The 23,882-nt window shown below is 33.8% G+C and carries 26 protein-coding genes and 2 tRNA genes; 12 read left to right on the forward strand and 16 right to left on the reverse strand.

Annotated elements, in window-relative coordinates:
• The 8 genes from M2265_RS10240 to M2265_RS10275 all read right to left on the reverse strand — a co-directional run bounded on the left by M2265_RS10240 (position 1) and on the right by M2265_RS10275 (position 7,864).
• A complete protein-coding gene (locus M2265_RS10240) occupies positions 1-1,047 on the reverse strand; it encodes an FAD:protein FMN transferase (protein ID WP_132771919.1) in 1,047 nt (348 codons plus the stop codon).
• Positions 1,048-1,062: 15 nt separating this feature from the next.
• Positions 1,063-2,376, reverse strand: a complete 1,314-nt coding sequence (locus M2265_RS10245) for a Gfo/Idh/MocA family protein (protein ID WP_132771920.1) — start codon at positions 2,374-2,376, stop codon at positions 1,063-1,065.
• Positions 2,377-2,398: 22 nt separating this feature from the next.
• Positions 2,399-3,361: a formylglycine-generating enzyme family protein gene (locus tag M2265_RS10250; protein WP_021189838.1), complete on the reverse strand. Its 963-nt coding sequence runs from the start codon at positions 3,359-3,361 to the stop codon at positions 2,399-2,401.
• 205 nt (positions 3,362-3,566) lie between these two features.
• Entirely contained in the window at positions 3,567-4,163 is a 597-nt protein-coding gene (locus tag M2265_RS10255; RefSeq protein ID WP_021189837.1) for a hypothetical protein, read from the reverse strand.
• A 3-nt stretch (positions 4,164-4,166) separates the two neighbouring features.
• Positions 4,167-4,910 carry a hypothetical protein gene (locus M2265_RS10260; protein ID WP_132771921.1) on the reverse strand — a complete coding sequence of 248 codons (744 nt, stop codon included), beginning with the start codon at positions 4,908-4,910 and terminating at the stop codon, positions 4,167-4,169.
• Between the two features lie 175 nt (positions 4,911-5,085).
• Positions 5,086-5,370: a 50S ribosomal protein L27 gene (gene rpmA, locus M2265_RS10265; RefSeq protein WP_021189836.1), complete on the reverse strand. Its 285-nt coding sequence runs from the start codon at positions 5,368-5,370 to the stop codon at positions 5,086-5,088.
• A 43-nt stretch (positions 5,371-5,413) separates the two neighbouring features.
• A complete protein-coding gene (rplU, locus tag M2265_RS10270) occupies positions 5,414-5,725 on the reverse strand; it encodes a 50S ribosomal protein L21 (protein ID WP_021189835.1) in 312 nt (103 codons plus the stop codon).
• 96 nt (positions 5,726-5,821) lie between these two features.
• Positions 5,822-7,864 (reverse strand): M13 family metallopeptidase, encoded by a 2,043-nt coding sequence (locus tag M2265_RS10275; RefSeq protein WP_243655472.1) that lies wholly within the window; start codon positions 7,862-7,864, stop codon positions 5,822-5,824.
• Between the two features lie 121 nt (positions 7,865-7,985).
• Here M2265_RS10275 and M2265_RS10280 point away from each other — a divergent pair.
• From M2265_RS10280 to M2265_RS10295, 4 genes are all read left to right on the forward strand, one after another.
• Positions 7,986-8,070, forward strand: a tRNA-Ser gene (locus M2265_RS10280).
• 753 nt (positions 8,071-8,823) lie between these two features.
• Positions 8,824-9,390: a hypothetical protein gene (locus M2265_RS10285; RefSeq protein WP_132771923.1), complete on the forward strand. Its 567-nt coding sequence runs from the start codon at positions 8,824-8,826 to the stop codon at positions 9,388-9,390.
• A complete protein-coding gene (locus M2265_RS10290; RefSeq protein WP_132771924.1) occupies positions 9,344-10,078 on the forward strand; it encodes a hypothetical protein in 735 nt (244 codons plus the stop codon). The genes M2265_RS10285 and M2265_RS10290 overlap by 47 nt, the downstream gene beginning before the upstream one ends.
• A 12-nt stretch (positions 10,079-10,090) precedes the next feature.
• Complete coding sequence (locus M2265_RS10295; protein ID WP_132771925.1) at positions 10,091-10,564, forward strand: hypothetical protein; 474 nt, start codon at positions 10,091-10,093, stop codon at positions 10,562-10,564.
• A gap of 164 nt (positions 10,565-10,728) precedes the next feature.
• Here the strand turns inward: M2265_RS10295 and M2265_RS10300 are convergent, their stop codons facing one another.
• The 8 genes from M2265_RS10300 to M2265_RS10335 form a co-directional block, all read right to left on the reverse strand.
• On the reverse strand, positions 10,729-11,181 hold the full coding sequence (locus tag M2265_RS10300; protein WP_132771926.1) for a JAB domain-containing protein: 453 nt from the start codon (positions 11,179-11,181) through the stop codon (positions 10,729-10,731).
• Positions 11,182-11,266: 85 nt separating this feature from the next.
• The gene (locus tag M2265_RS10305; protein WP_132771927.1) at positions 11,267-12,058 is read right to left on the reverse strand and encodes a DUF4595 domain-containing protein; all 792 of its coding nucleotides are present in this window, start codon (positions 12,056-12,058) and stop codon (positions 11,267-11,269) included.
• 111 nt (positions 12,059-12,169) lie between these two features.
• Entirely contained in the window at positions 12,170-12,901 is a 732-nt protein-coding gene (locus tag M2265_RS10310) for a hypothetical protein (protein WP_132771928.1), read from the reverse strand.
• 1,009 nt (positions 12,902-13,910) lie between these two features.
• A complete protein-coding gene (locus tag M2265_RS10315) occupies positions 13,911-15,731 on the reverse strand; it encodes a DEAD/DEAH box helicase family protein (protein WP_132771929.1) in 1,821 nt (606 codons plus the stop codon).
• Positions 15,732-15,769: 38 nt separating this feature from the next.
• Positions 15,770-16,210 carry a hypothetical protein gene (locus tag M2265_RS10320; protein WP_132771930.1) on the reverse strand — a complete coding sequence of 147 codons (441 nt, stop codon included), beginning with the start codon at positions 16,208-16,210 and terminating at the stop codon, positions 15,770-15,772.
• A gap of 49 nt (positions 16,211-16,259) precedes the next feature.
• Positions 16,260-16,718, reverse strand: coding sequence for a hypothetical protein (locus M2265_RS10325; protein WP_132771931.1), 459 nt, complete (start codon positions 16,716-16,718; stop codon positions 16,260-16,262).
• An 826-nt stretch (positions 16,719-17,544) separates the two neighbouring features.
• Positions 17,545-18,270: a hypothetical protein gene (locus tag M2265_RS10330; RefSeq protein WP_132771932.1), complete on the reverse strand. Its 726-nt coding sequence runs from the start codon at positions 18,268-18,270 to the stop codon at positions 17,545-17,547.
• 126 nt (positions 18,271-18,396) lie between these two features.
• On the reverse strand, positions 18,397-19,512 hold the full coding sequence (locus M2265_RS10335; protein ID WP_132771933.1) for a tyrosine-type recombinase/integrase: 1,116 nt from the start codon (positions 19,510-19,512) through the stop codon (positions 18,397-18,399).
• 105 nt (positions 19,513-19,617) lie between these two features.
• Between M2265_RS10335 and M2265_RS10340 the strand changes: the two genes are divergently transcribed.
• The 8 genes from M2265_RS10340 (at position 19,618) to gwsS (ending at position 23,880) form a co-directional block, all read left to right on the forward strand.
• Positions 19,618-19,702: transfer RNA gene (locus tag M2265_RS10340), tRNA-Ser, on the forward strand.
• A gap of 402 nt (positions 19,703-20,104) precedes the next feature.
• Entirely contained in the window at positions 20,105-20,398 is a 294-nt protein-coding gene (locus M2265_RS10345) for a barstar family protein (RefSeq protein WP_132771934.1), read from the forward strand.
• A 337-nt stretch (positions 20,399-20,735) separates the two neighbouring features.
• Complete coding sequence (locus tag M2265_RS10350; protein ID WP_132771935.1) at positions 20,736-20,960, forward strand: TIGR04139 family peptide modification target; 225 nt, start codon at positions 20,736-20,738, stop codon at positions 20,958-20,960.
• A gap of 162 nt (positions 20,961-21,122) precedes the next feature.
• Positions 21,123-21,329, forward strand: coding sequence for a TIGR04139 family peptide modification target (locus M2265_RS10355; protein ID WP_132771936.1), 207 nt, complete (start codon positions 21,123-21,125; stop codon positions 21,327-21,329).
• Positions 21,330-21,347: 18 nt separating this feature from the next.
• Entirely contained in the window at positions 21,348-21,569 is a 222-nt protein-coding gene (locus tag M2265_RS10360) for a TIGR04139 family peptide modification target (RefSeq protein ID WP_132771937.1), read from the forward strand.
• 118 nt (positions 21,570-21,687) lie between these two features.
• Positions 21,688-22,590, forward strand: a complete 903-nt coding sequence (gene gwsG / locus M2265_RS10365) for a grasp-with-spasm system ATP-grasp peptide maturase (RefSeq protein ID WP_132771938.1) — start codon at positions 21,688-21,690, stop codon at positions 22,588-22,590.
• Between the two features lies 1 nt (position 22,591).
• Positions 22,592-22,795 carry a hypothetical protein gene (locus tag M2265_RS10370; RefSeq protein WP_165902457.1) on the forward strand — a complete coding sequence of 68 codons (204 nt, stop codon included), beginning with the start codon at positions 22,592-22,594 and terminating at the stop codon, positions 22,793-22,795.
• Positions 22,792-23,880, forward strand: coding sequence for a grasp-with-spasm system SPASM domain peptide maturase (gene gwsS, locus M2265_RS10375; RefSeq protein WP_243655474.1), 1,089 nt, complete (start codon positions 22,792-22,794; stop codon positions 23,878-23,880). The genes M2265_RS10370 and gwsS overlap by 4 nt, the downstream gene beginning before the upstream one ends.
• The last annotated feature ends 2 nt before the right edge of the window (positions 23,881-23,882 follow it).

The following is a 23,882-nucleotide window of genomic DNA, read 5'->3' on the forward strand; positions in this document are numbered from 1 at the left end:
TTATATTGTTTTTTTTAGAAAAAAGTTGGAAAACCCTTTCGAGTACTTTTCTTCTATTTCTCCCTTTTCATTGTTAAATATAATATAAACTTCTAAATTCTTTCTCTTCTTCACAAAATCAAGTATCTCATCTGGTGTAAGGGCCATAAAATAATTGTCCAAGGCATCTGCTTCCATTGCAGTTTTTGCATATACCGTAACACTGACTACTGGACTAGAAAACATATATCCCGTCAAAGGATTGACATGATGACTAATCTTCTGTTTTCCATTCATCATGTACTTTTCAAAATTTCCAGCAGTCGTCAATGCTCCAGATTTGATATGTACAACTTCGGTTTTCAGTAATTGATTGTGGCTGGAGGCTGGTCTTTCAACACCAATTTTAAAAAATTCACCTGCCTGATTTCTTCCCTTAACACGCATTTCCCCACCTAACTCCACAATATAATTTTTGATATGCTTACTTTCAAGAAATTTAGCCAAGACATCTACTGAATACCCCTGTGCAATACCATTGACATCAATACTGACGTTAGGTTTGCTTTTTTTAAGATAAGGAGCTTTCCAAATTAACTTATCCATTCCCACAGACGCTAGGGTTGCATTGATTTCATTTGAGTCTGGAAAATGTTTAATCTGTTTAGGTCCAAACCCCCACAATTGGACAAGTGGTGCTACCGTAATATCAAAAATACCTTTCGTGATGCGATTATAGCGGAATGATGCATCAACAACCTTTTGAAAATGACGATCTAACTTGACAGCACTTCTCTCCTCTTTATTAAATAGACTTATTGTAGAGGATGGGTTATAAATCGACATTGACAAATCAATGACTTTCAAAACACTATCGATATCATTTTTTGAAACCAACTCCTGTGTATCAAAATACGTAATATGATAAGAAGTACCCTGCGCAGGGCCAGATAAAACAGTTTTTCGGAGAGATTTTAAAGAATAAGAAGCTTGTTCAGCTCGTGCAGCTGTTATGCTGCACAAGCCAAAAAAACTAATTGAGAGCAGTATCCATGATTTAAAATACATGAATGCATCCTCTTATTAAATGTATAAATTTGTATTCTGACCTGGTATAGCTACCGGGTACGAACCATCTTCTTTTGGTAATATCTTAGGTAAAGCATCCCATGCATAATTTGTAGGCATAATATCGATTTCCGACTTTAAGGCGGCATCCCATTTAATTACTTTTCCTGTATAACATGCAATACGACCAATAATACCTGTTAAAGTACTATATGCACCATATTCTGCATTATCAAATTTATATTCACCTTTTGAAATTGCTTCAAACAATTCTTTATGTTCTTGTTGATAAGGATTTGGATTTCCTTTTGGTTCATGACGATAGATTTCATTTCCTTTAGCATCCCAGAGTACTGCTTGTCCATTTGCTGACAGGTAAGCTCTACCTTTTGTTGCTTGAAACTGTTCGTCGACACGATTTGTAACCCCTTCGAAGTGCGCACACTGACTGTATACAACTGAGTTATCAGGATAAGTTAACTCCAATGCAAAGTTGTCATAGATCTCACCATATTCTTTACCTGTTCTATGCGCGCGGCTACCAGTACCTTGAATACGTACCGGGTATGCACCTTTGACCCAATTGGCAATATCAATATTGTGAACGTGCTGCTCTACGATATGATCACCACATAACCAGTTAAAATAATACCAGTTGCGCATCTGATAATCCATTTCTGTCTGTCCCGGCTTACGTGGTCTTACCCAAACACCACCACTATTCCAGTATACCTGTCCAGAAACAACATCACCGATTGCACCCTCGTGAATTCTTTTAATCGCTTCTCTATAGTTTGTTTGATACCTACGTTGAAGACCCACCACTACATTCAGTTTTTTCTTCTTAGCAATTTCAGCAGCTGCCAAAACTTTACGGATCCCTGGGATATCTGTGGCAACAGGTTTTTCCATAAATACATGTTTACCTTGGCGCACAGCTTCTTCAAAATGAATCGGACGAAATCCAGGAGGAGTTGTTAAGATCACCACATCGGCTAATTTAATAGCTTCTTTATAGGCATCAAATCCAACGAATTTATTTTTTTCAGGAACATCAATTTTATCCTGCCATTTATCTTTTAATGTTTTATATGTGCTGTCCAAATTATCTTTGAAAGCATCAGCTAATGCAACGACTTTAATATTAAATCCTGAGCTTAGGGCGTCAAAAGTTGCACCTGTACCGCGTCCACCACAACCGATCAATGCAACTTTAATTACATCGCTTCCTGCGGCAAATGCTCCTACCAATGGCACTGAACTTAAAACTGTCCCGCCTGCGATAGCTGCTGTCGTTTTTAAAAAATCACGACGTTCAAAATTTTCCATATTTTAGGTTTTTTGGTTATAATTAATAATCTTTAATTGGAGCCTTATCATAATAGGCCATTATTTCTTCATGCGAAGGAGGTGTCACAGGTCTTACTAAGCGCATTCCTACAAATGGAGCTTCAGGGAACCACCAGTTACTTTTAGGAATTTGTGGATCTAGTTGTTTCCAGAATGGATCTGAAGCTACCCGAGATGCACTTCTTAAATCTACAGCTTCACTATCAAAGGCACCGCCTCTTACACTATTGGGATATAATTTAGTAGGTATTGCAACGGGGTTATCAGCTACTTTACCGTCAAACTGCTGGTAATAATCTTCGATATATTGGTCAAAAGTCCATTCTGAAACATTTCCATGCATATCAAATAAACCCCAAGCATTTGGCTTCTTAGTTCCAACAAGATGTGTTGAACCGTCACTATTGCCTTTATGCCAAGCATATTGATCCAATAGAGCGGCATCATCTCCAAAACTATACGCTTTATCACTTCCGGCGCGACAAGCATACTCCCATTCCGCTTCTGTTGGCAATCTATAAAAAACTCCTGTACGTACGTACAGCCACTTGCAGAACTGAATTGCATTATAATGGGTCATGGCCAAAGCTGGGTGACCTTCTTTACCCATACCAAAGGTCATATCTAAATATGGTTTTGTAGGACGTGTTACTGCATCCACTTCGGGAGTGATCTTGCCATCTATACTTTGAGTCAACTCATAATCTTTATACAAGAAAGGTTCAAACAAGTTCCAGGTTACCTCGTATTTCCCTATCCAGAAGGGAGCTATTTTCACTTCATGAATAGGCTTTTCATCTGCTTTAACATTCCCACCTTGTTTATATACGCCAGCTGGAATCGCAACCATGTCAAACTTCAATTTTGTCCCTTTTATTTCTTGTACGTAGCTTTCCACCTTTTGCTGTGCAAACAACGAGCTGGACATTCCTGACAAGATAAGAGCAAGTAAACTTTTACGCATTTCTATTTTTTTCTATAAATAATTGGTCATCACCCACCACTAATCCAGATATATTATTTGTCTAAGATATTAATTTCATTGTGTAATTTAAACAATAAGTATCATAACTTTTTTATTACACAGATAAAAAATGACAATTGAATAAAAAAAATAGGGTCTGTAAAACAATGTTTTACAGACCCTATTTGAAAATTACAAGTATCCTTTATAATAAAATATTACGGCTAACTTCACGATCAATCGTTATATATCCGGGATAAAAAATTGATTTACCGGCGACATTTATCGAAGGTTTAATCTTTATTGTAAACAAACCCTTTTTAGTGTTTGAATTAGATCCGATAAACCCAGCGAGATCACCATTATTGATCAACTCATAAATATTTGTATTTAATCTTACCGAGGCCACCGTAGATTGTCCAGGGTCCAAAGAAATCGACTGATTAACAATTCCCTCTGCTAATTGCTTTTTTTCAAACAGAATAATATATTGAAACTGATTAATTGCAGCTTTCTTTAAAGTCGGATTTTCAATTTTCAAGCGAATTACGGCATCCAATGGAATATTTTTACGCAACATTCCCAAAGCTACACTCGGTAGTGCCGATAGATCAATACCATCTGCTTTCACTATTTTTTGAATGGAAGTTCCCGCTACACGAATGCTATCAACGGACTGTATATCAAACTTACACTTACCAAGATTTTCAATCTGGGCTTTTTGCCTACTGATCCCGCAGCTACTCAAAAATGCCACGCTCATTAACATCAATAGCCAGTTCTTTTTCAATACTTTTATCATAATTTAATTTTTCCCTCCAAATTTATAAAGAATTCCCAAACTATTTATCGGATGCCCTGCTTTCAAATAATCATTGCTCATCAAACCGAAATTCATGCCAGTCATATATTGTATCTGCCAGCCACGCCCTACTTCCATACGGGTATAGAATACAGGTTCTATCAAAACATTCTGTTCTTTATTTGCATTAAGCTGGTTTATTTTAAAATCTGTCATATTTACATGTGACAATCGTAAAATTGTACCATAGTTCAAGGCGCGATCTCCACCAAACAAACGAATTTTTTCACGTTTTGTGGAAGAGTAATTGACTTGGACAAATATTTTATTAAAATCCATATCTCGGCTTTCTACCACTGCCGGCCCCGCCGTTGATGTCCTTGTATCTAGTTCATTTACAACACCCATCCCATAACCTGCATATACTTCGAGAATACGATTGCGCCGTTGACCAAAAGTCGTAAAATAGCCAATACCCAACTCACCCATTTTTTGAGCAAAATCTGTAGGACTATCTTTTCGGTCCACATAAGAACCATTTGCAATCACTCCGATATGATCTGAAACGGCGACTCCTCCACTGGCAGAAATATTTCCCTTTAAATTAATATTTCCGGAAACATATACTTCACCAGCATCTTTAAACATTGGCGCGGCTGGCACATTGGGCATATACATCGAACTACAAGATGACAACAACAATAACACAACTGCTGGAATACTGTAAGGTAGACTTTTATAAATCATGAACGTTTAATATTATCTATAAACTGCAATTCCTGTATAAAATTGTACCAAACTTAGATTCTTGAAGAAATAAATGTATACAATTTTATTAAGAAGCTCTTACTTAAGCTTTAAAACATAAAAAAGGCGTTAAGTAAACTTAACGCCTTTTACAAATATTGTGTAGCAAAAAAACTTATGCCTTCTCTACAGGAACTACAGAAACTTCTGCAGGAATAATAGAAACATAAGATTTATTGTTAGCTTTTTTGCGGAAAAGTACTTTTCCATCAACTAAAGCAAACAATGTATGATCTTTACCAATACCAACATTTAAGTCAGGATTGTGTTTAGTACCACGTTGGCGAACGATGATGTTACCAGCGATAGCAGCTTGACCACCGAAGATTTTGATACCTAAACGTTTCGAATGTGACTCACGGCCGTTCTTAGAACTACCCGCACCTTTTTTATGTGCCATTTCTTTATCTCAATTTAAGACTAATGTCTGATTAAAAATTCAATTATAATGTAATACCAGTGATCTGGATTTTAGTGAATTGTTGACGGTGACCGTTTTTCTTTTTGTAGCCTTTACGACGTTTTTTCTTGAAAACGATAACTTTATCACCTTTTAAATGAGACAAAATTTTAGCCGAAATTTTAGCACCTGCCACGTTCGGAGTACCGATTGTGAATTTACCACCATCTTCTGCTAACAATACATTGTCAAATTCAATACTAGCGCCTTCTTCTCCTTGTAAGCGGTGCACAAAAAGAAATTGGTCTTTTGCAACCTTGAATTGCTGTCCTGCTATATTTACTATTGCGTACATTGTTAATAAATTAATTAAATGTGTTTATTGTTAATGAACGGCAAAATTAGCAATTATTATTCAATTCTAAAAATATATTACACTTTTTATTTACCACTACCAAACAGCAACACGTTTCTCTGGTGCTACATACATCTTCGCAGTTTTTGGAACCTGGAATGCTTGATAAAAAGCTTCCATATTATAGACTGGACCATTGACACGGAATTCTTCAGGGCTATGCGGATCGACTTTCAAACGCATGCTCATTCGCTCATCACTATTTTTAATACGCCAAACTTGAGCAAAACTTAAAAAGAAACGTTGGTCTGGTGTAAATCCATCTATTTTGGTTGCATCTTGTCCTTGCTTTGTTTTTTTGAAAGCATCGAATGCAATATTAAGACCTCCGATATCCGCTAAATTTTCTCCTAATGTCAATTTTCCATTCACATGTTGTTTATCCAGTAAAGTAAAACCGTCGTATAAGGAGGCTACCTGATTAGCTTTTGTCGTAAACTTAGTTGCATCTTCTGGAGTCCACCAATCTTTTAGATTTCCTTCTTTATCATATTGACGACCTTGATCATCAAAACCATGCGTCATTTCATGTCCGATTACAGCTCCTATAGCACCATAGTTGATTGCATCGTCGGCATTTGCATCAAAAAATGGAAACTGTAGTATTCCTGCAGGAAATACAATTTCATTATAAGGTGGGTTGTAGTATGCATTGACAGTAGGTGTTGTCATCAACCACTCAGTCTTGTCAACTGGTTTGCCCATTTTTTCGATCATTTCCTTATAAGCATGACGTGATGCAGCTTGTAAATTGGCATAATAAGTATCCTTATTGATTTCTACATCAGAATAATCTTTCCATTTATCTGGATATCCGATCTTTTTAGTAAAAGCTTGCAGTTTTTCGATCGCTTTTTTCTTGGTTTCAGGAGTCATCCAATCTAACTTTTCAATACGGTCACGATATGAGATTTCTAAATTATTAACTAACTCCAACATTCTTTTCTTAGCCTCAGGTTTAAAGTATTCTTCGGTAAACAATTTTCCAAGTACTTCTCCTAAGTTATCATCGACCGTACTGACCATAAGTTTCCAGCGTTCCTTTTGCTCTTTCTGCCCCTGCAAAGTTTTACCATACAGTTCAAACTGTGCATTACGGAAGTCTTTTGTCAATGCTGTTGCTGATGAATTCAACAGATCCGCCTTCAATTTTAGTTTCCATACTGGTAGCGGTTCAGATTTTAACAAATTATTTAGAGCAACATAAAACTTCGGTTGCTGTACCAATAAAGTATCTGTTTTAATTGCTAATCTGCCCAAGATATCATTCCAGTTCAGATTAGGTGTCTCCTTTTGAAAAGCTGCTACCGCAACTTTATTATAGTTTTTAATCGGATCACGTAATTCAACTGGATTAAGATGAGATTTCGCAATTGCAGTTTCAATCTTAAGGACAGATTCGGCATCCGCTTTAGCTGTAGCCTGTTGACCGGCAAGGGTAAACAGCTTACTGAGATAATTCGTATAAGCTTCACGTATTTTCTTTGCCTTTTCATCCTGATCCAAATAATAACTTGCTTCAGGAAGATTAAGTCCCCCCTGTACAAAAGTAGCGGCATTTTTATTACTCATACGTTCATCGGCAGCGATATAAAATGAGAAAAGATCTCCCTCCCCCTCTTTAAAACCGTCGGCACTATAAGCAATCAGTTCTTCGATGGATTTTAAATCATCAATTTTCTTCAGCTGAGCCTGAATAGGTGAAATTCCAAGCTTTTCTATCGTCAGGGTATCCATTCCACTGGAATAGAAATCGCCAACCTTTTGTTGATCCGTACCTTTTTTACTATTGGACTGAGCGGCCTTATCTAAAATACCATGAAGCTTTTGTAAGTTCTCATCATTCAAGGTATAAAATGATCCCCAGCCAGACTCTGATGGAGGAATAACTGTTTTCTTCAACCATTGTCCATTGGCATACATAAAGAAGTTATCTCCTGGATGAACTGTCGTATCCATACCGGATACATCTAAAAATACAGTTCGATCTGCTTGTTTCTGATCCGAACTTTTATTGGATTGGCAACCAAATGCTAGAGCTGCAATCGGTAATATTGCCCATAATTTTTTATTGACCATAATTTTCTTATTTCAAACACCTTGAGTAAAGGTAGTTTTTTTATTAATGCGGAAATAACACATTTTAATAAAATTTGTTTTGGAAAATAGAATTATACTTCTATTTTTGCCAACAGACTCCGGAGAGGTGTCAGAGTGGTCGATCGAGCACGCTTGGAAAGCGTGTGTACTTAACGGTACCGCGGGTTCGAATCCCGCCCTCTCCGCTCAAATACTAGCTCTATCTTACGATAGGGCTTTTTTTATGCATTTAAGGCACATTTACATCAAATATACGCAAATCATAACGTATCTGAAACCCTATTTTATTATACTTTCTTGTCACACTTTTGGCACACTTATTTTGGACTTCATTCTTTACATATGTATCCCCTGCTAAATTCCTTCGTCTAAATCCAAATACTTTGTATCAAATTGCACAATTTCTCATCCCCCTAAGGGGTATTATTTTTCTGCAACAATTAGTAACACAATCCAGTTAATACACTCGCCGTCCTGCGAGTTGAGCGAAGGTCGTTGAAAAAAAATGCGTAGCATGATTCAACGATATGTACGAAGTACACGGAGACTGTTGGCGGTATTTTTGAAAAGGGATTGTGTGAGGGGGATATCAAAAATAGTGACAACATCGTAGCCTGAGCGACTAAGCAGGCGAGCCAAATTCGAAAAACGGTTGAGTTTCTAATAGGCATGTAATGCTTATTATGAAACACAAAGGAGTTTTTATGAAGTGAAGGAGTTTCCAAAACAGGAAGTATGACAAACTGCGGAGCATTAAAAAAGAATTGGGATGTAATCCTGTTTCTTTTTTAACTTGGTTTGGCGTATCTTCATGGCGGTAATTCCAAAACGGAATGCCTTATTTCCACCAATTAAAATTAATTAACAAATTCTTTTCTTCTTATTAACGCTTTAAATAATAAAAGATAGTATCTTTAAAGGAAATAAACCTTATAAAAATGAAATTTACTTACATCTGTTTAGCCTTTATACTATTCTTTTTAGGGTGTAGACATTATGAACTTCCTCAGATTGACAATAATTTGATATCTTCATATGATAAATCTAAGGGGGAGATCAAAATTAAAAATTATGATTACGTCCCGGATTGGAATAAAAAACAAAATGTAAAAGGAGGATATTACATTCCATTAACATCAAAAAGTACTCGATTCTCAAAAACATTGGATGGCACTGAGTATTCATTGGCTGATAAAACTTGGTTATTAGCATCTCAAATCGATGAGGTTTGGAAATTTAAAGTATTAACAGTATTTCCAGATGATATTAAAGATCTTAAAAGCGGTGGTCTTATTATTTTTGAAGACTTATTAACAGCGAAATCATCTTATATAAATTATTTAGACAATAAATATATTTCAAAAAATGAGCTGATAGAGATTTACGCTTCTTCGAATAATAAGCTTGCAAAGCTAAATACGAAAACCTGCCGTAAAACTTACACAACAAACAGTATGCATGGAAGGACATTGCGTAACAGTAATGAAAGAAATATGTACAGATGAAGTGATCGATCCAAATTTACCAGACTTTCCACCGTTCGATGATATCGGCTGTGACGGTTGTTCAAGTGGGGGAAGCGGTAGTGGAAGCGGTGGGGGAAGTGGAGCAATAACTTCCTTTAATATTTTAGCGTCAGGTCCGAAAATTGATCCGAAGAAAGAAAACAACTGTTTTAATACTAGTCAGCCCGCTGAGTTAACAATATACGTTCAACAAGCAAAAGAAGGAAGTAGAGATCTAGTAGGACCAAATGAAGTTGGCCATGTTTTTGTTGGTATAAAACAAGGCGGTATTGAACGTTATTACGGCTTCTATCCAGAAAGTGGATCAAATAGCGCCATGGTTGCTGTAGGTAAAAATTATAACTCAGAACTTAGGGATAATAGTGGAGAGATGCATCATGTGAGTATAACAAAAAATATAACTGCTAATCAGCTAAATTCCATAGTATCATATGCCAATAATCCTCCTCAAACTTATAATGTTAATATTTATGATTGCACCGATTTTGGAATAGCTGTTGGGAAATTGGGAGGAATTAATCTTCCGTCAACTAAAGCGACAAATATGGTCTTTAATGGAACATCTCCGGGAAATTTAGGAGAAGACATTAAATCAGGGAATTTCCCGAATACAACTAAAAATACAAAAAAGTCCAATGCCCCCTCGAAAAAGGGAAGCTGTCCTTAACAAAAAAATGATATGAAAAATCAGATCTTATTATTTCTAATGATTATTATATTTTCATCTTTGTGTAAAGCACAAATTAATGATCAAAATTATTTGATACAAGTATTTTATGAGAAGGTATATAATTCAAATGTTAGCCCAAAGGAGATAGTATTAAATTATGTTGTTTACAATGACTCAGCAGGTTATAATAATGCAATAGGCGCTATAGAGAGCTTACGCGATCCAAATAATTTAGGGGAACATTTTTCCTTACTTAAGAAGGATATTACAAATAAAGATTTCAACCTGACATCGTACAGATTATTTGATAGCAAGGAGAAAGCTAAATTTCATGATTTGAATGAAGTAGATCGAAATAATATTTATAGGCTAAATCCTAAAAATACTATCCAGCAATATCTTTTAATAAGAGGAAATAGAATTTGCTCCTTTTTGGGATTTCAAAAAACAGGTTCAGAAACCTATACATTTATTGTGTTTTAATGTTTTAACAAATCGTGATCAGATATTTTTATTTATTTGACAAAATAAGGTTATAAAATGATAAATCACCCTCACAGAAACCCACAAAGGTTTCAAGTGAGTGGTGATGATTACAGGTGAGACAACAAAATTATTAAGGGGTATAAAAAACTAAATTCCAAGTATCAAAAATCTCCTTCATCTCTAAAGCTGTAGTAACCATTAACACCTATTATCAAATGGTCAGACACCTGTATATCTAAAACCTTACCAGCCTCAATAGCTTTCTTCGTAATAGCATGGTCGTGAGAACTAGGAATTAGTTTCCCTGATGGGTGATTATGGGATAAGATAATTTTTGATGCACAGCATTTTAGAGCAATAGAAAAAATGGTTTTCATATCCACACTTACGGAAGCTCTCCCTCCCATTGCAATATCTGATATGCCAAGAACATGATTTGCATTATTGAGATAGATGACCTTAAACTCTTCCAAAAATTGCATCAATCCTTCGTCCCAGAACTCTTTTAATATTGTATGAGCTGTAGATGAATCAGAAATTTGAGGACATTCAGAAACATTAAAATTAGGCTTAAATTGGACGGTGATTTCCGCCACATTTGATAAATTTTTCATATTGTGTTGTAAATTAAAAGGCATAAAAAAACCCCTCCGATGTGGAGAGGCTAACATTGAGGTAGATTTAAAAACTTACGAATATTTAGTCACAGGAATAAGTGAAATTTATACGCTCTAAATCAGTAGAAGAATCGTATTTTTGATTTATAAAAACAGATTTCATTTTACCAGTTTTTTCATCCTGTATATATGAATAATCGTGTTTACCTCCACCAATACCACTTCCGGAAATTTGTCTAACACGATTTTGTGATTTTTTACCATAATATCCTTGCTCATAAAGAACTATACCATAAGCATACTGTATTATCCCACTTTGTTGGGTAATATCATATGAATAGGGAACATAAGGATTATTTAAATCATATTCTGTAAAAATATTATATGGATCATTTACATAACTTTTAAGATTCCCATTCAAATAGGTGAAAACATGATCAGTGTTACCTTTCGAAATAATTTTTTCTAAAAAGCCTTCAGAATTATAGATATATGTGTGTTCTCCCGAATCACTTTCAACAGATTTAATGATACGCCCTTTACTATCCAAAGTAAATAATGCAGATTCATCACCAATAATTGTTACATTATTTGATGTGTAGGAAATATTATATTCGAGCATCCTATGTTTGCCACCCCAATCAGTTTCGTCCATCTCGAACTTCACTTGAGAAACACGATTTTGTGAATCATATTTGAGATGTAAAATACCTTCATCCTTTAGCCCCATATCAACAGTTGTGATTAAACAATCTTTTTTTTCATCAACAGTTTGACTATTATCCTTTGAACAACTCAGCATAGCTGTCACTGTCATCAATAGTAAAAATACTTTTTTCATAAAATTAATAATAAGCTTAATGTCGTTAGCCATTACAACAGTTTAAAATACAAGAAGTGATTGGCTTAAATTTCACTTCAAAAATACGTTAGGCATATGGGCAGCCGATACGGGAAACCATACAGGTATTACAATCTTAGTTGGTTAATTCTTAATCTTTAAAAATATTTTGTCACAGATATATTCAAAAAAAATTACACCTAACTGTACAACAGCAAAGGGAAAAATGAGTAATGTGTAAAGAGTCGTTCCCAATATTGAATAAAGTCTCTCTTTAAATAGTTTGCGAGGTTTTTTATTTACTAAAAGATCATCATTTTGAAAAGATGGAAAATCATCATCACCATCAGATTCATATATATGCTTTATATAGTTAGGAATACGGTCACGAAAACTTATATCATTGCGCACGACTCTTAATTCAATTAGGATACCCTCTTTAAATTTCAAAAAAGTCTCTTTACGGTAAAGTGTTTCAAAATTGTCATGATCTGATTTTACAAAGCCCTTTCCTAATTTGATTTCACCTGAATACCACTCGGCAAATACTTCTTTTTGATCGGGAAATAAATAATCTAATCCAACACCCTTAATTCCAAAAGGTTCTAGTGGATCGGTTTTAGTAAATTCACAAGGTGCTGTCTTGTCCGAACCTTTTACTTTAGGTATTTGCATTGAACCCGAGAAATTTGTTAAATACAGTTTACTATTAATGATTTCCCATGTACCTGTATAACCACGCCAACAAGCGGAAGAAATGCCCATGAACTCCTCACTTAGATTGTTATCGCATAGATATTTGCTTAATGGTTCGTTGTAGGCATCAGAATAAATTCTGCCTTGATAAATAAATACTTCACTTGATTGAGCGGTCATAATTAAAGCGTTTTAAATAAATCAACTAACAACTTTAGCGAAAATGCTAAAAAGAAGTGCTATTAAGCACATGGTTGAACCATCTCCTGAACCTTTATATTTGACTGGGTCAGACAAATAACGCAAGCGAAAAAATGCAAATAAGATTGCAAAAAGAACTATAGCTGGCATAATGATTAAAATAATAGGTACCGATGAATCCCTTTACGATAGGTTAGTAAATACAAAAGCGTGGGACTATAACCTAGAACTGCTGATAGTGGCACCTGAGAAGGCCATGCACAAACAGGAAGGTTACGCCCCACGCTTTTATGCGTAGAACGTTACTCTAACTGTCCTTGTTGTGCTTTGAAATTTCTCAGGTTTCCTATCACAAGAACTTTTAGTTAACGCTTAACTTGATATTTTATATATTTTTTGTTTCTATATTTCGTTGTTTGATTTAAATACAAAGGTATGTTAATTTTTAGATTACTTTACAATAAATTCATTCAGTTTAAGGATAGTAGAAAGTAAATATGCTGATTCCCTTCCCCGTAGAACAAAGGTTGGGGTTGTTTCATGTATACCCGGGGTGTGCAAAAAACACGCATTTTTTTTAAATTTTGTGTTTTTTTTTCTTGAAAATGAAAGGAAATGGTTGTTGATATTTACGAGGGGATTGGTGTATTGCCCTGACTTTTAGAGGCTAAAACCGTTGGTTCAAGAATTAAAACCTGTAATTCATTGATCAGTAGTGAATTATATCATTTAACAACTTGTGGCATATATACATTGCAACTAAATGAGTAGCATTTTTTGAGCTTACTTGATTTCATTAATATTATTAATGGTACGGTTGTGACGATGCAAAAAAAGACAGTAACTTTTCCACCTTGTTTCAAGTGGAGAAATTACTGTCTCAAATTGTTTAGCCTCTAAAAGGTTGTGAAAACATTATCGATCAGATTTATAATTATTGCAATGTTTTAATACCCCTTAAGGGTGTAAAAATCAATGCAAATTATATTTATGAAATATCTTTATATCCGTCGATTCGAAGACCCCAAGTACTATCATATAATTTGCATCTTCTTAAAAGAATGAAATTTTCAAGTTGCGTTGTAGTTGCCTTCATCTTTAACCCATGCTTTTTAATTAACGTTGCAAATCTTGCATTAATGTCACTCGTACTAAGCTTTTCGCCAATTAAAAACTCCACTTTTAAATCATTTAAAAAATGAAAACTTGTAGAAATTTTTGCATTGATAGCTCTTTTAATTTCTCGTTCTAACTCTCTTGGCTTCTCAATTAACTTTAGTGTTTCTCTGTCAATTAAATCATATCCATCAACAATTTCAGGGTACAATGACTTCAATTTTGCCCTGAGAACATCATTGTTTGATATTTCAAACATTTGCTTATCCTCCATACCTTCAAGTAAAGCCACAACTTCTCGAACTGTTGTTTTAAACTTTTGACCAGCAGTATTAAATAGCTTTTGGGAAGAGCTCGGAATGACACTCACACTTTGCCCAACATACGTCACATTAAAATAAGTTTTATCTGTGTCTTCGATTTTTAAATCTTTATAAGCGTTAATGAGGTTATCATATGCCTGATATAATTTATTAAGCGAATGCTTGTAGATATAATTATCAACTTTAAAATAATCTTTGGTACCATCCCTATTCAGGAACTGATTATACTCCAATAACGAAGTTATCTCTTTCATCAAACTAGCTTTTTCCTTATCACTAAGTGTTTTACCTATATTTTTTATAGTATCATAGGTTAATTTATAGCCATCAATAATACCAAGACAAACGGACTCACTTAATGAAATCAAGTCTTTATCTTCTGTAAAAAAGATAGTAACATTTTTCTTGATGTCTTTATTTCTAAATCGACCAATGATTTGAATAGCATCTGTTGCAGGGTCAATTATAGTGTGGTCTGCAACTCCTAAATCTGAGATAATATAAATTTCCACATCTTTATCAAAATAGATGTCAAGAGCAGAAAAGAAACGACTAGTCAAAAAATTATACTTAGAGAATTTTGTTTCATCTAACTTATGCCCAATATGATTAAATTTAGCGCTTTTAAGCCTTTCTGCACTTGATTCTGAACAAAAAACTGAACTTTGGTCCTTTAAATTATTCGAATTTATAAGGTGAGTTATTATGCTTAAGGAGTTGCAGAAAATAAAATAATGCTTCTCGGTAATATCCTGATTTATCAAATACCCAAATGCATCTAAAGCGCTGTTTGTCTTAAAGAGTTTAATATCCTGTGCAACTTTATATGTAGGTCGTATATGAATCATTTCAAAACCCTGTTCGTCAAACCTTGGATCCCTTGGTATTAATGCCGTAGCAGAAATAAAAGCTTTATTTTCGAATTTAAAGAACTCATCTATTGGCAAGCTGATTGATTTTCTGAAATCAATATCCTTACAGATTTTATCACATTCATCAAATAAGAGAAAGTAATCCTTTCTATAATCAATTTTTTGATTTCTCATTGCCTCCAAAATCTTATGAAATGATTCTGGTGTAGTGAGAATCTTTTTGAAAGGTATTGTTGTGTCACTGATATAATCAATAATATCTAATATCGTACGTTCAGCATAGACAGCAAGTACATCCCTATTTTGATGTGCTTTTTCTTTTAATAAAATAACTGGAAGGTTCGGTAAAATAATAATTGAATTCCTTAAAGTTTCAATTTCAAGGGTCGTAGCACCAATACTTGTAACATTCTTCTTTATGACTGTATTTGATTCAATTTTAGGCATTATATCAATTAAAAACTCGCCTTTATTTAGGGTTAAGTATCTTTTTTTCATATTTTTATATATTAAGGGGGCATTAAAGCCCCCATTGTTTAAACTTTTTGTGATTTTTCTTGTACTTTTTGGATAGCTAAAGGAATCAATTCTTCCAATTTTAGGTCGATTTTAACACGACCTGAAACCTCAAGTAATTTATCGACCCATTCAAAGGCAGGGAGTTTAAATTCTCGCTTAACACGTCCATATCTATCAGTTACCCAATAATATGGTTTTCCTGCTCTGTCCGTTTTAAGGGGACTGAGGAGAAGAATTCTATTATTAGTAAGTGCAGGCAAGAATTCTTTAATTCCATTCAGACCATTTACATCTTTACCTAATGAAGATAGGTCTCCTAAAAGTTGTAAAGAATCAAAGATTCCTTCTTCATTATCATCTAAAAACACATTGTCTTTATTGATGACTTTCTTTTCGATTCCCTTAACTGCTGAACCAAAGTATTTCGCTTTTAAAGCTTCAAAATCTATTTGTGCCATTATCTTTACAATTTGTGAGAGGTGTCTTTCAACCTCTCGGGTTTAAAATTTATTTTGCTAATTCTGTTGCTAAATCATCAAATAATGTGTTGTCAAAATCTTCAACCATCATCCGTTCAAGTAGAAGGTCAAATCCTTCAAATATTATGACCTTATATCCAGTTCTAGCGTCTCCGCCAAGAGATTGATGAATAAAATGATAGTCTTTTCCACCCTTATCGCGCATCTTTCGTTGATTGAAATTTATTGGTGAACCACTTTTAATATGTCTTAATAATTTGGTAAGATTCGCTCTTTCTGCTTCTGTTAAAGACGCACTGTAGTTATTAAGCACCTCTTTAGAGGCCACACCATTTGTTGACTTTTCGATTATTAAACTCTCTGCTGTTATTTTATTCTTTACCATATTTTTAGGTTTATTTATTTTAATATTATTGATTAACTGCGTTTGATTATTTTCTGACTCCGCAACCTGGTTAGGGATATCAGCACTTTGTGAATTTTCCATTTTTATTTTTTGTTAACCACCAATCTCGAGCTTGATAGTTACTGATTCGTTGCCGGCAAATAAGCAGTAATTCCTGTGGTGCACTAAAATAATTGATTTTAGATCGCCCCCTTTTGAGTTAACTGTGGATGGAGTTTACCATCCCGTATTCAATTTTTGTATTACCATGATGTCAAAGAACTCATCAACATTTTTGATTATTTTAAATCTCTTTCTTGTTGATGATGCAAAGATTTTAAAAATAAAAAGAGGGTTAAATTTTACTTCATTTTCCGTCTCCCCCTTTTCTCTGAACCAATATTAATAAGCTATTGATCAGGTCGTTGTTATGATATAACCAATAAGTCAAAGAACATTCATCAACTGCTAGCTTTATAAATTTTGCCGTTCCTTGCTGTTGACATTGCCAAAATAAAGACATAAAAAAAGGAGGATAAAAAATGATTAATTTTCTATCTCCCCTTTAGGTGATTGAGCTATTTAGAGTATTCTAACGCAAGAGCTGTTTTATGAAATCTTCTTTGACATCGATATTTCCATCAAGACCTAAGTTCTCTTTGTCTGGTAATAAGTTTGCAGAACGCAATAAAGAGAATAATAAAAGGTGTTTATCTTTCTTACGATATGTAGTATCAGCATTTTCCTCAATTGCCTTATTTAATCTAGGAACAAGTAGTTTTAAGTACTCATATAAAGGGTCAATCTTATTGTTGACTAACAAAGAGCTTACATGGTCCTCTAATATTTTAAAGTATGCAGACGTAAAGCTTGGTTTAACGCCATGTATGGTGGAGAGTATATCAATTGTAAAGGCAACATCATCATTTTACAGACTTCTGATGTATGTAGGAATGTTTAGGATATTTGACTTAATTTCGGATCTTTCATCGGTTGGAAGGTGAGTGAATGCATTAAATCCATATATAAACTCGTAATATTTTTGCTTAGTGTATAATGATAATGCCATTTTAAGTTCTTTATCATTTAACTTTTGAGTTTCAGCAGTTATAACAACCCCATATTTATCCTTTCTCCTAAAAAAAACCTCAGCTGTTTCAATATTTTCCAATTTATCAAGTAACAGTCGAAGAGCTTTAATATCTTGGGCATCATAATATACAATTGTTTCAGTGTTTGCTGAGTTCATTTTCGAGTAAACTTCATGCCATTGGTCAGTCGTATAAAGCATGATTAGTTCTTTCATCAAAAAAACAAAGACCTCAACATCTTTTAAGTCATCTTCATTTAAATCAGATTGTTCCATCTTAAATAAAACTTTACTAGCATATGTAGATACATCATAATCAGGATGAAATATTTCAGTTCCTGTTTCATCAATGTAGCTGTAGGTATAGAAATCATGACGACACCATCTAGAGGTCAGTCGAATTTTTGACAATTCTAAAGCCAGTTCTTCATCTGATTTTCCTTTTACCAGTGACTTAACACCCATATCTTTTACTTTTAATTCAGAAGGGTCAAAATATTTAAGAAGAAATTCATCAAAAACAATATTGAAATCATATTCTTGACATTTAAGCTGATAATCCATAAAATAACTGTTTAAATACCAATTATAAAGAAAAAAGCCCATCCTCACAAAGAGAAATGGGCTAATTTTATTTTTTGATTGCAGTTATTTACACACCCTTAAGGGGGTATTATATATAGCAAAGGCTTAAATACTTGGCACTTCTTTTTCTGATATATCAACAAAATCAAGTAAATCCTTCAAATAGTTTTCCGTTTCTTCAATAGATGCGTGTCGATTAGCTTTCATAATTTCAGCTAAACTCCATCCTGCGAGAAATTTCTTTACATTACTAAAATGCTTAAAGCTGTACATTGTATATCCTTTAGTATGTAAATTGAGTTTTTTAAGAATCGAAATAAAACGTTTGTATGGTCTATTTGGATGATATGGAATGGTACCATATAAACAATCATCATTACAGAATAGATACAATTCGTCATCTATATGTCTAAAGGGTTCTAAAAGCTTTTTAAAATTCAAAGAAATGGTTGAATGACCATCTTTTCTATTCTTACTGATATGTGAGGGAATGAAAATCAGATTTCTTTCGAAATCATAATGCTTGCGTTGCAGTTGCATCAATTCTTTTGGACGAATACAGGTGTAATAAATAGATTTTACAAACAATGATAGCATCTTGTCTTTATCAACAGCAGTCATAATAGTCTTAAAATCTTCGTCCGTGAATACCTTATGTTTCTCCGTTTTAGAAACGTATCTATTCTTAATCTTTGATACGGGGTTTACATCAATAAAGCCCTCTGAAATACAGAATTCAAAAAATCCGTAATAGATGCCTTTACAGTTATTAAATGTCTTTGGCATCCATTTTTTACCTAGTGAAACAAGAAGTTTGTTGATGTGACTGAATTGTAATGAATCAACTTTTACCGCTCCAAAGGTTTCATTTAAAAGTTTGAGTTTGCTAGAATAGCTCTGTATTGTTTTAATTCTTGAACCTTTATCAATCTGGAACTGAATAAAAGTTTCAATTGCTTTTGAGACAATAGGAATCTCTAATTTGATTGCTTCAATTGTATTGAATTGACCTGATCGCAATTGATTTTCATAATAGATACGCAATTCTGAAAAACCTTTAATTTTGTTTTGATAATCCTTAATACGATTTAATCCATCAGATTTACGATGTCTTTTTCCTTCGAAATAGAACTCAATAAACCATTTTTCATTTGCTTGTAAAGCTTTTGTACTCCTAACCTTACCTTGTAAGATTACGGGTGTTGTGTAGTTTTTCGTCACAGTTTTGGCACAGTTTTGCAAAACGTGACTTAAAGCATATAGTATTTGTTAGAAAACAAGCAACCAGTTTTTAAATAAAAACTGCGTTTAAAGCCAACAGACTCCGGAGAGGTGTCAGAGTGGTCGATCGAGCACGCTTGGAAAGCGTGTGTACTTAACGGTACCGCGGGTTCGAATCCCGCCCTCTCCGCATCCTAACAAGGAAAATGTATTAAAACCCTACAAATTGTACAATTTGTAGGGTTTTTCTTTTATACGCCATATCGTTTTTTTCAATACTTCTCATTTTCAACGAGACCCTAGCGAGACTCTAAAAGATGGTTATCTAGGGTCTCGCTGAAATGAACTCTTAGATATAAAACAAACAAGGTCATTACGTGACCAGTCGTTGAATATCTTGACAGTTTATACTCAAAAGAGTAAATTGAATTTTGAAATAAAACAACACACGCTTACACGACAAGGTGAATAAGCATAGCGAATGGTTTTATTTTTAGATAAAGTCTTCCTGTAGCATAGGTATCATTCCTACTTTTTTTGTAGATTGGTTTTGCTGAACCATTAGGAGCGAACATAATAATGTAAGATTAAAATGGACAAACTGACAATCATAATAAACGGAGACAATTTTTCTGATTTAGAAAGTTTCTATCATGAAGTCGACCAAGTCTTGACGAAAGATCTTGATTGGCAAACGGGGCATAATTTAGACGCGTTTAATGACCTACTTTGTGGCGGTTTTGGTGTTTACGATTATGCGACATCTGTAAAAATTGTTTGGACAAAATTTTCTAAAAGCAGAAGCGAATTAGGAGAGAAACTTACAGATACTTTATGTGCGATAATCGCATACCACGATCATATTGAATTTGAGACAAAAGACTAAGAAATAATTGTAGTATAAAGAATAAATGATGGGCGTGATTATCTATCGCTTAAAGCTTCTACATAGGTGACTAACGATAACACTCCCTCCCTAAACTACTAAAAAGCCCAGCTACAAAGCTGGGCTTTCTCATTTTTTACATGTATTTTTTTTGAAATTTAATGATGTAAAACGTACCGTAGAAAATTATTAATCAACCGAATATTTACCCAAAGCATTCGAAAATACATAAATACCAACCGAATATTTATTGCCTAAAAAGACCTCTTTTAAATTGATTATTTTTAAAGAATACATACATGGTGCATGGCCTTTGTTAATTATAAAATTTAAAAAAATGAAAAAATTAAATGGAATGAAGAGTTTCTCTTCTTTAGAAAACAAAAAATTAGACTTAGAAAATGTGGAAGGTGTTACTGGAGGTCGTATATCTCAGGAACGTTTCACCCAAGTTTCTTCTAACTTTTTAAATGCAGACGGTGCTCAAGATTATGATATGTACATCGGTAGTAGATTTGTTGGAAGAGGATGGGATATGTCAGATTGTGACGTTTCTTGGTAAGAACTGAATCGATTCATCACATCGTGTACATCTAACATTATTCAAAAGAACATTGATTACCTGGCGAATATGTATGTTGCCCGAGTCCCATTGACTTACTGATTGATTTTAAAGAACACAAGCAATTGTACATTGAATTTGTTAATTATAAATTTTAAAAAAATGAAAAAATTAAATGGAATGAAGAGTTTCTCTTCTTTAGAAAACAAAAAACTAGACTTAGATAATTCTAAAGCTGTGTTAGGTAGTTTGGCTGGTGGGCCTCAGTATATCAGATCTAATTTCTTAGATGAAAATGGATGTCAGGATGTAGATTACTATCATGGAGGTAAATGGCGTGCTAGATTTTATGATTGTTCAGGTTGTTAATATTTCAATTTTAAGGTTATGAAGAAATTAACTGGAATGAAGGATTTTTCTGCTTTGGAAAAGAAGAAAATCGATATAAATACTGTAGGCGGATTAGCCATGTCTGGTGGTGTTTATGAAATACGTTCAAACTTCGTCGATGCACATGGTTGCTCTGATGTAGATGTTTATGATGGAAATGGCGGTACATACCTGTCAAGAGTATGGATCAAAGATGGCCGATTTCCTCACCTAGATTAAACTAAATTTCAGTTTTAATCGAAATATATTTCTAAAACATAAGCTGCTTTTGTTTGCAAAAGCAGCTTATGTTTTTAAAAAGACTGTTATACTTAAAAATAATACACTACTCAAATTTATGATTTTAATCATCTCTAAAAACAATGAAATCACGACCACAACGGTCATAAAGTGGCTTATTGCTATGAAGAAGGAATTTATCCGTATTCATGAAAACGAGGTATTTGAAATCAAAACTGCAGAAAAAAGAATTCTTTTAAAAAGCACGCGAAATCAATTTTTTCTTGATGAAATAACTGCTGTATGGTATCGACGAGGAAATATCGCATTTGATACATTAAAGTACGAGAATCAAGCTATAAATCGCTATATGTTTGAAGTGCAGCACTGGTTAACAGATTATGTAATCAAATCTTTGGAAGGAAAAAAACACATCAATAAGGAAAGTAATAGTCATGTTAACAAACTATTGGTTTTAGAAAAAGCAAAAGAAGTAGGATTGGATGTACCTCCTTATTTTTTGGCTGAAGATATGAAGGATGTTATCATCAATCAAACCATTGTGAAACCCATTTCTGGTACGCCGATAATAGATATGGTTCATGAAAATCAGAATGGCATTATGTACACATCGGTCATCGAGCAAAAGAAAGAATCCAATTTCTTTATTTCTTTTTTTCAAGATAAGATCGAAAAAGATTTCGAGATACGAAGTTTCTACTTAAATGGAAAAATTTATTCTACAGCCATTATATCACAAAATGATGAAAGAACAAAGATTGATCATAGAAGATACAACAGCAAAATTCCCAATAGAAATGTCCGGTATAACCTACCTCTGGAAGTAGAGCAAAAAATTACGGTATTGATGCAGGCATTAGATCTAAATTCAGGGTCTTTAGATTTTATTAAATCTGGCGATAAGTTTTATTTTTTAGAAATTAATGCCATTGGTCAATTTTTAGGAATGTCCAATGCCTGCAACTATGGATTAGAAAGAGAAATAGCAACATATCTATAATATGGAAGAAAAAGTAAAAGACCTGATTATAAAAGAAGAGAATAAGCTTCCTCTGACATTTGAATACATGGAATTGTATGATGGTAAAAGTTCGAATAATTTAGATTCCAGTTCAGGTTCATCGCTTTATCTAAAATGTTCAACGTATCAAACAGATTATTTGTTACGGACAAAACCATTTAAACGATTGACAAGACTGATATGAGATTTTTTAATTTGTATACTGACATCTTTATAACAAAGGGATATAATCGTATACTAATATCCGATTTAGGGAGAAATGTTTCCAAATTATATCCGTTAGAATTGTATGAGCTTATTGAAGAATTAAAATCGAGTTCCATTGAATCGGTACTTGACAATTATGATCCAGAATCCAAAATGATTGTCCAAGAATATCTCGATTATTTATTGGAAAAGGAATATGGTTTTATTACGGAAAACGATTGGGATAGAAATTTTCCCCCACTATCTTACGAGTACCATGACTATCAATTGGTTTCCAATTTATTCATAGAAATTGAAAAACTATCCGTACCAGAAACATTAATAAAATCTATAACCAATTTAAATATTAAACATGTGGTTGTTTTTTGCAGAAGTTCAGCATCTTCACAAGAGATCATCGATTTTGACCGTGCTTTTGAAAATACACCTTTAGAAGGTTTAGAAATATTTACAGCCTATTCTACTGCTCTTAACGAAGCTTTTCTTCAAGCTGTTCATGATCGAAGTCAGCGGATTTATCATCTTGTATTTTATCAATGTGAAAAAGTCCCTGTGCTATCGAATTCCAGTTTCAGATTTATGGTTGATTTTACTGAAGATGCACTATCTATTAATTCCTGCGGAAAAGTAAACACAGATTATTTCAATACAAATATGCCCAAAGTTCTAGAGGCTATAAATCATAATTCTTGCCTTCACAAAAAGATTGGAATCGATATAAATGGTAATATCAAGAACTGTCCAGCAATGCCACAATCTTTTGGTAACATAAAAGAGATGACTTTAGAAGAAGTATTACAGCAAAATTCGGTTCAGGAATATTGGCATCTGACAAAAGAAGAAATAATGGTTTGTAAAGATTGTGAATTTAGAAATGTATGCACCGATTGCAGGGCTTTTACAGAACGTTCCCAATACAATAAAAAAGGTTTGGATATTTCCAAACCCTTAAAATGTGGCTATGACCCCTATAGCAATGAATGGTCGGAATGGTCTATGAATCCGCTAAAACAACAAGCGATAACGTACTATGGTTTTGAACAATTGGCTCCGAAAAATTAAAT

Origin of the sequence: Sphingobacterium kitahiroshimense (assembly GCF_025961315.1) — a bacterium.
GTDB lineage: Bacteria > Bacteroidota > Bacteroidia > Sphingobacteriales > Sphingobacteriaceae > Sphingobacterium > Sphingobacterium anhuiense.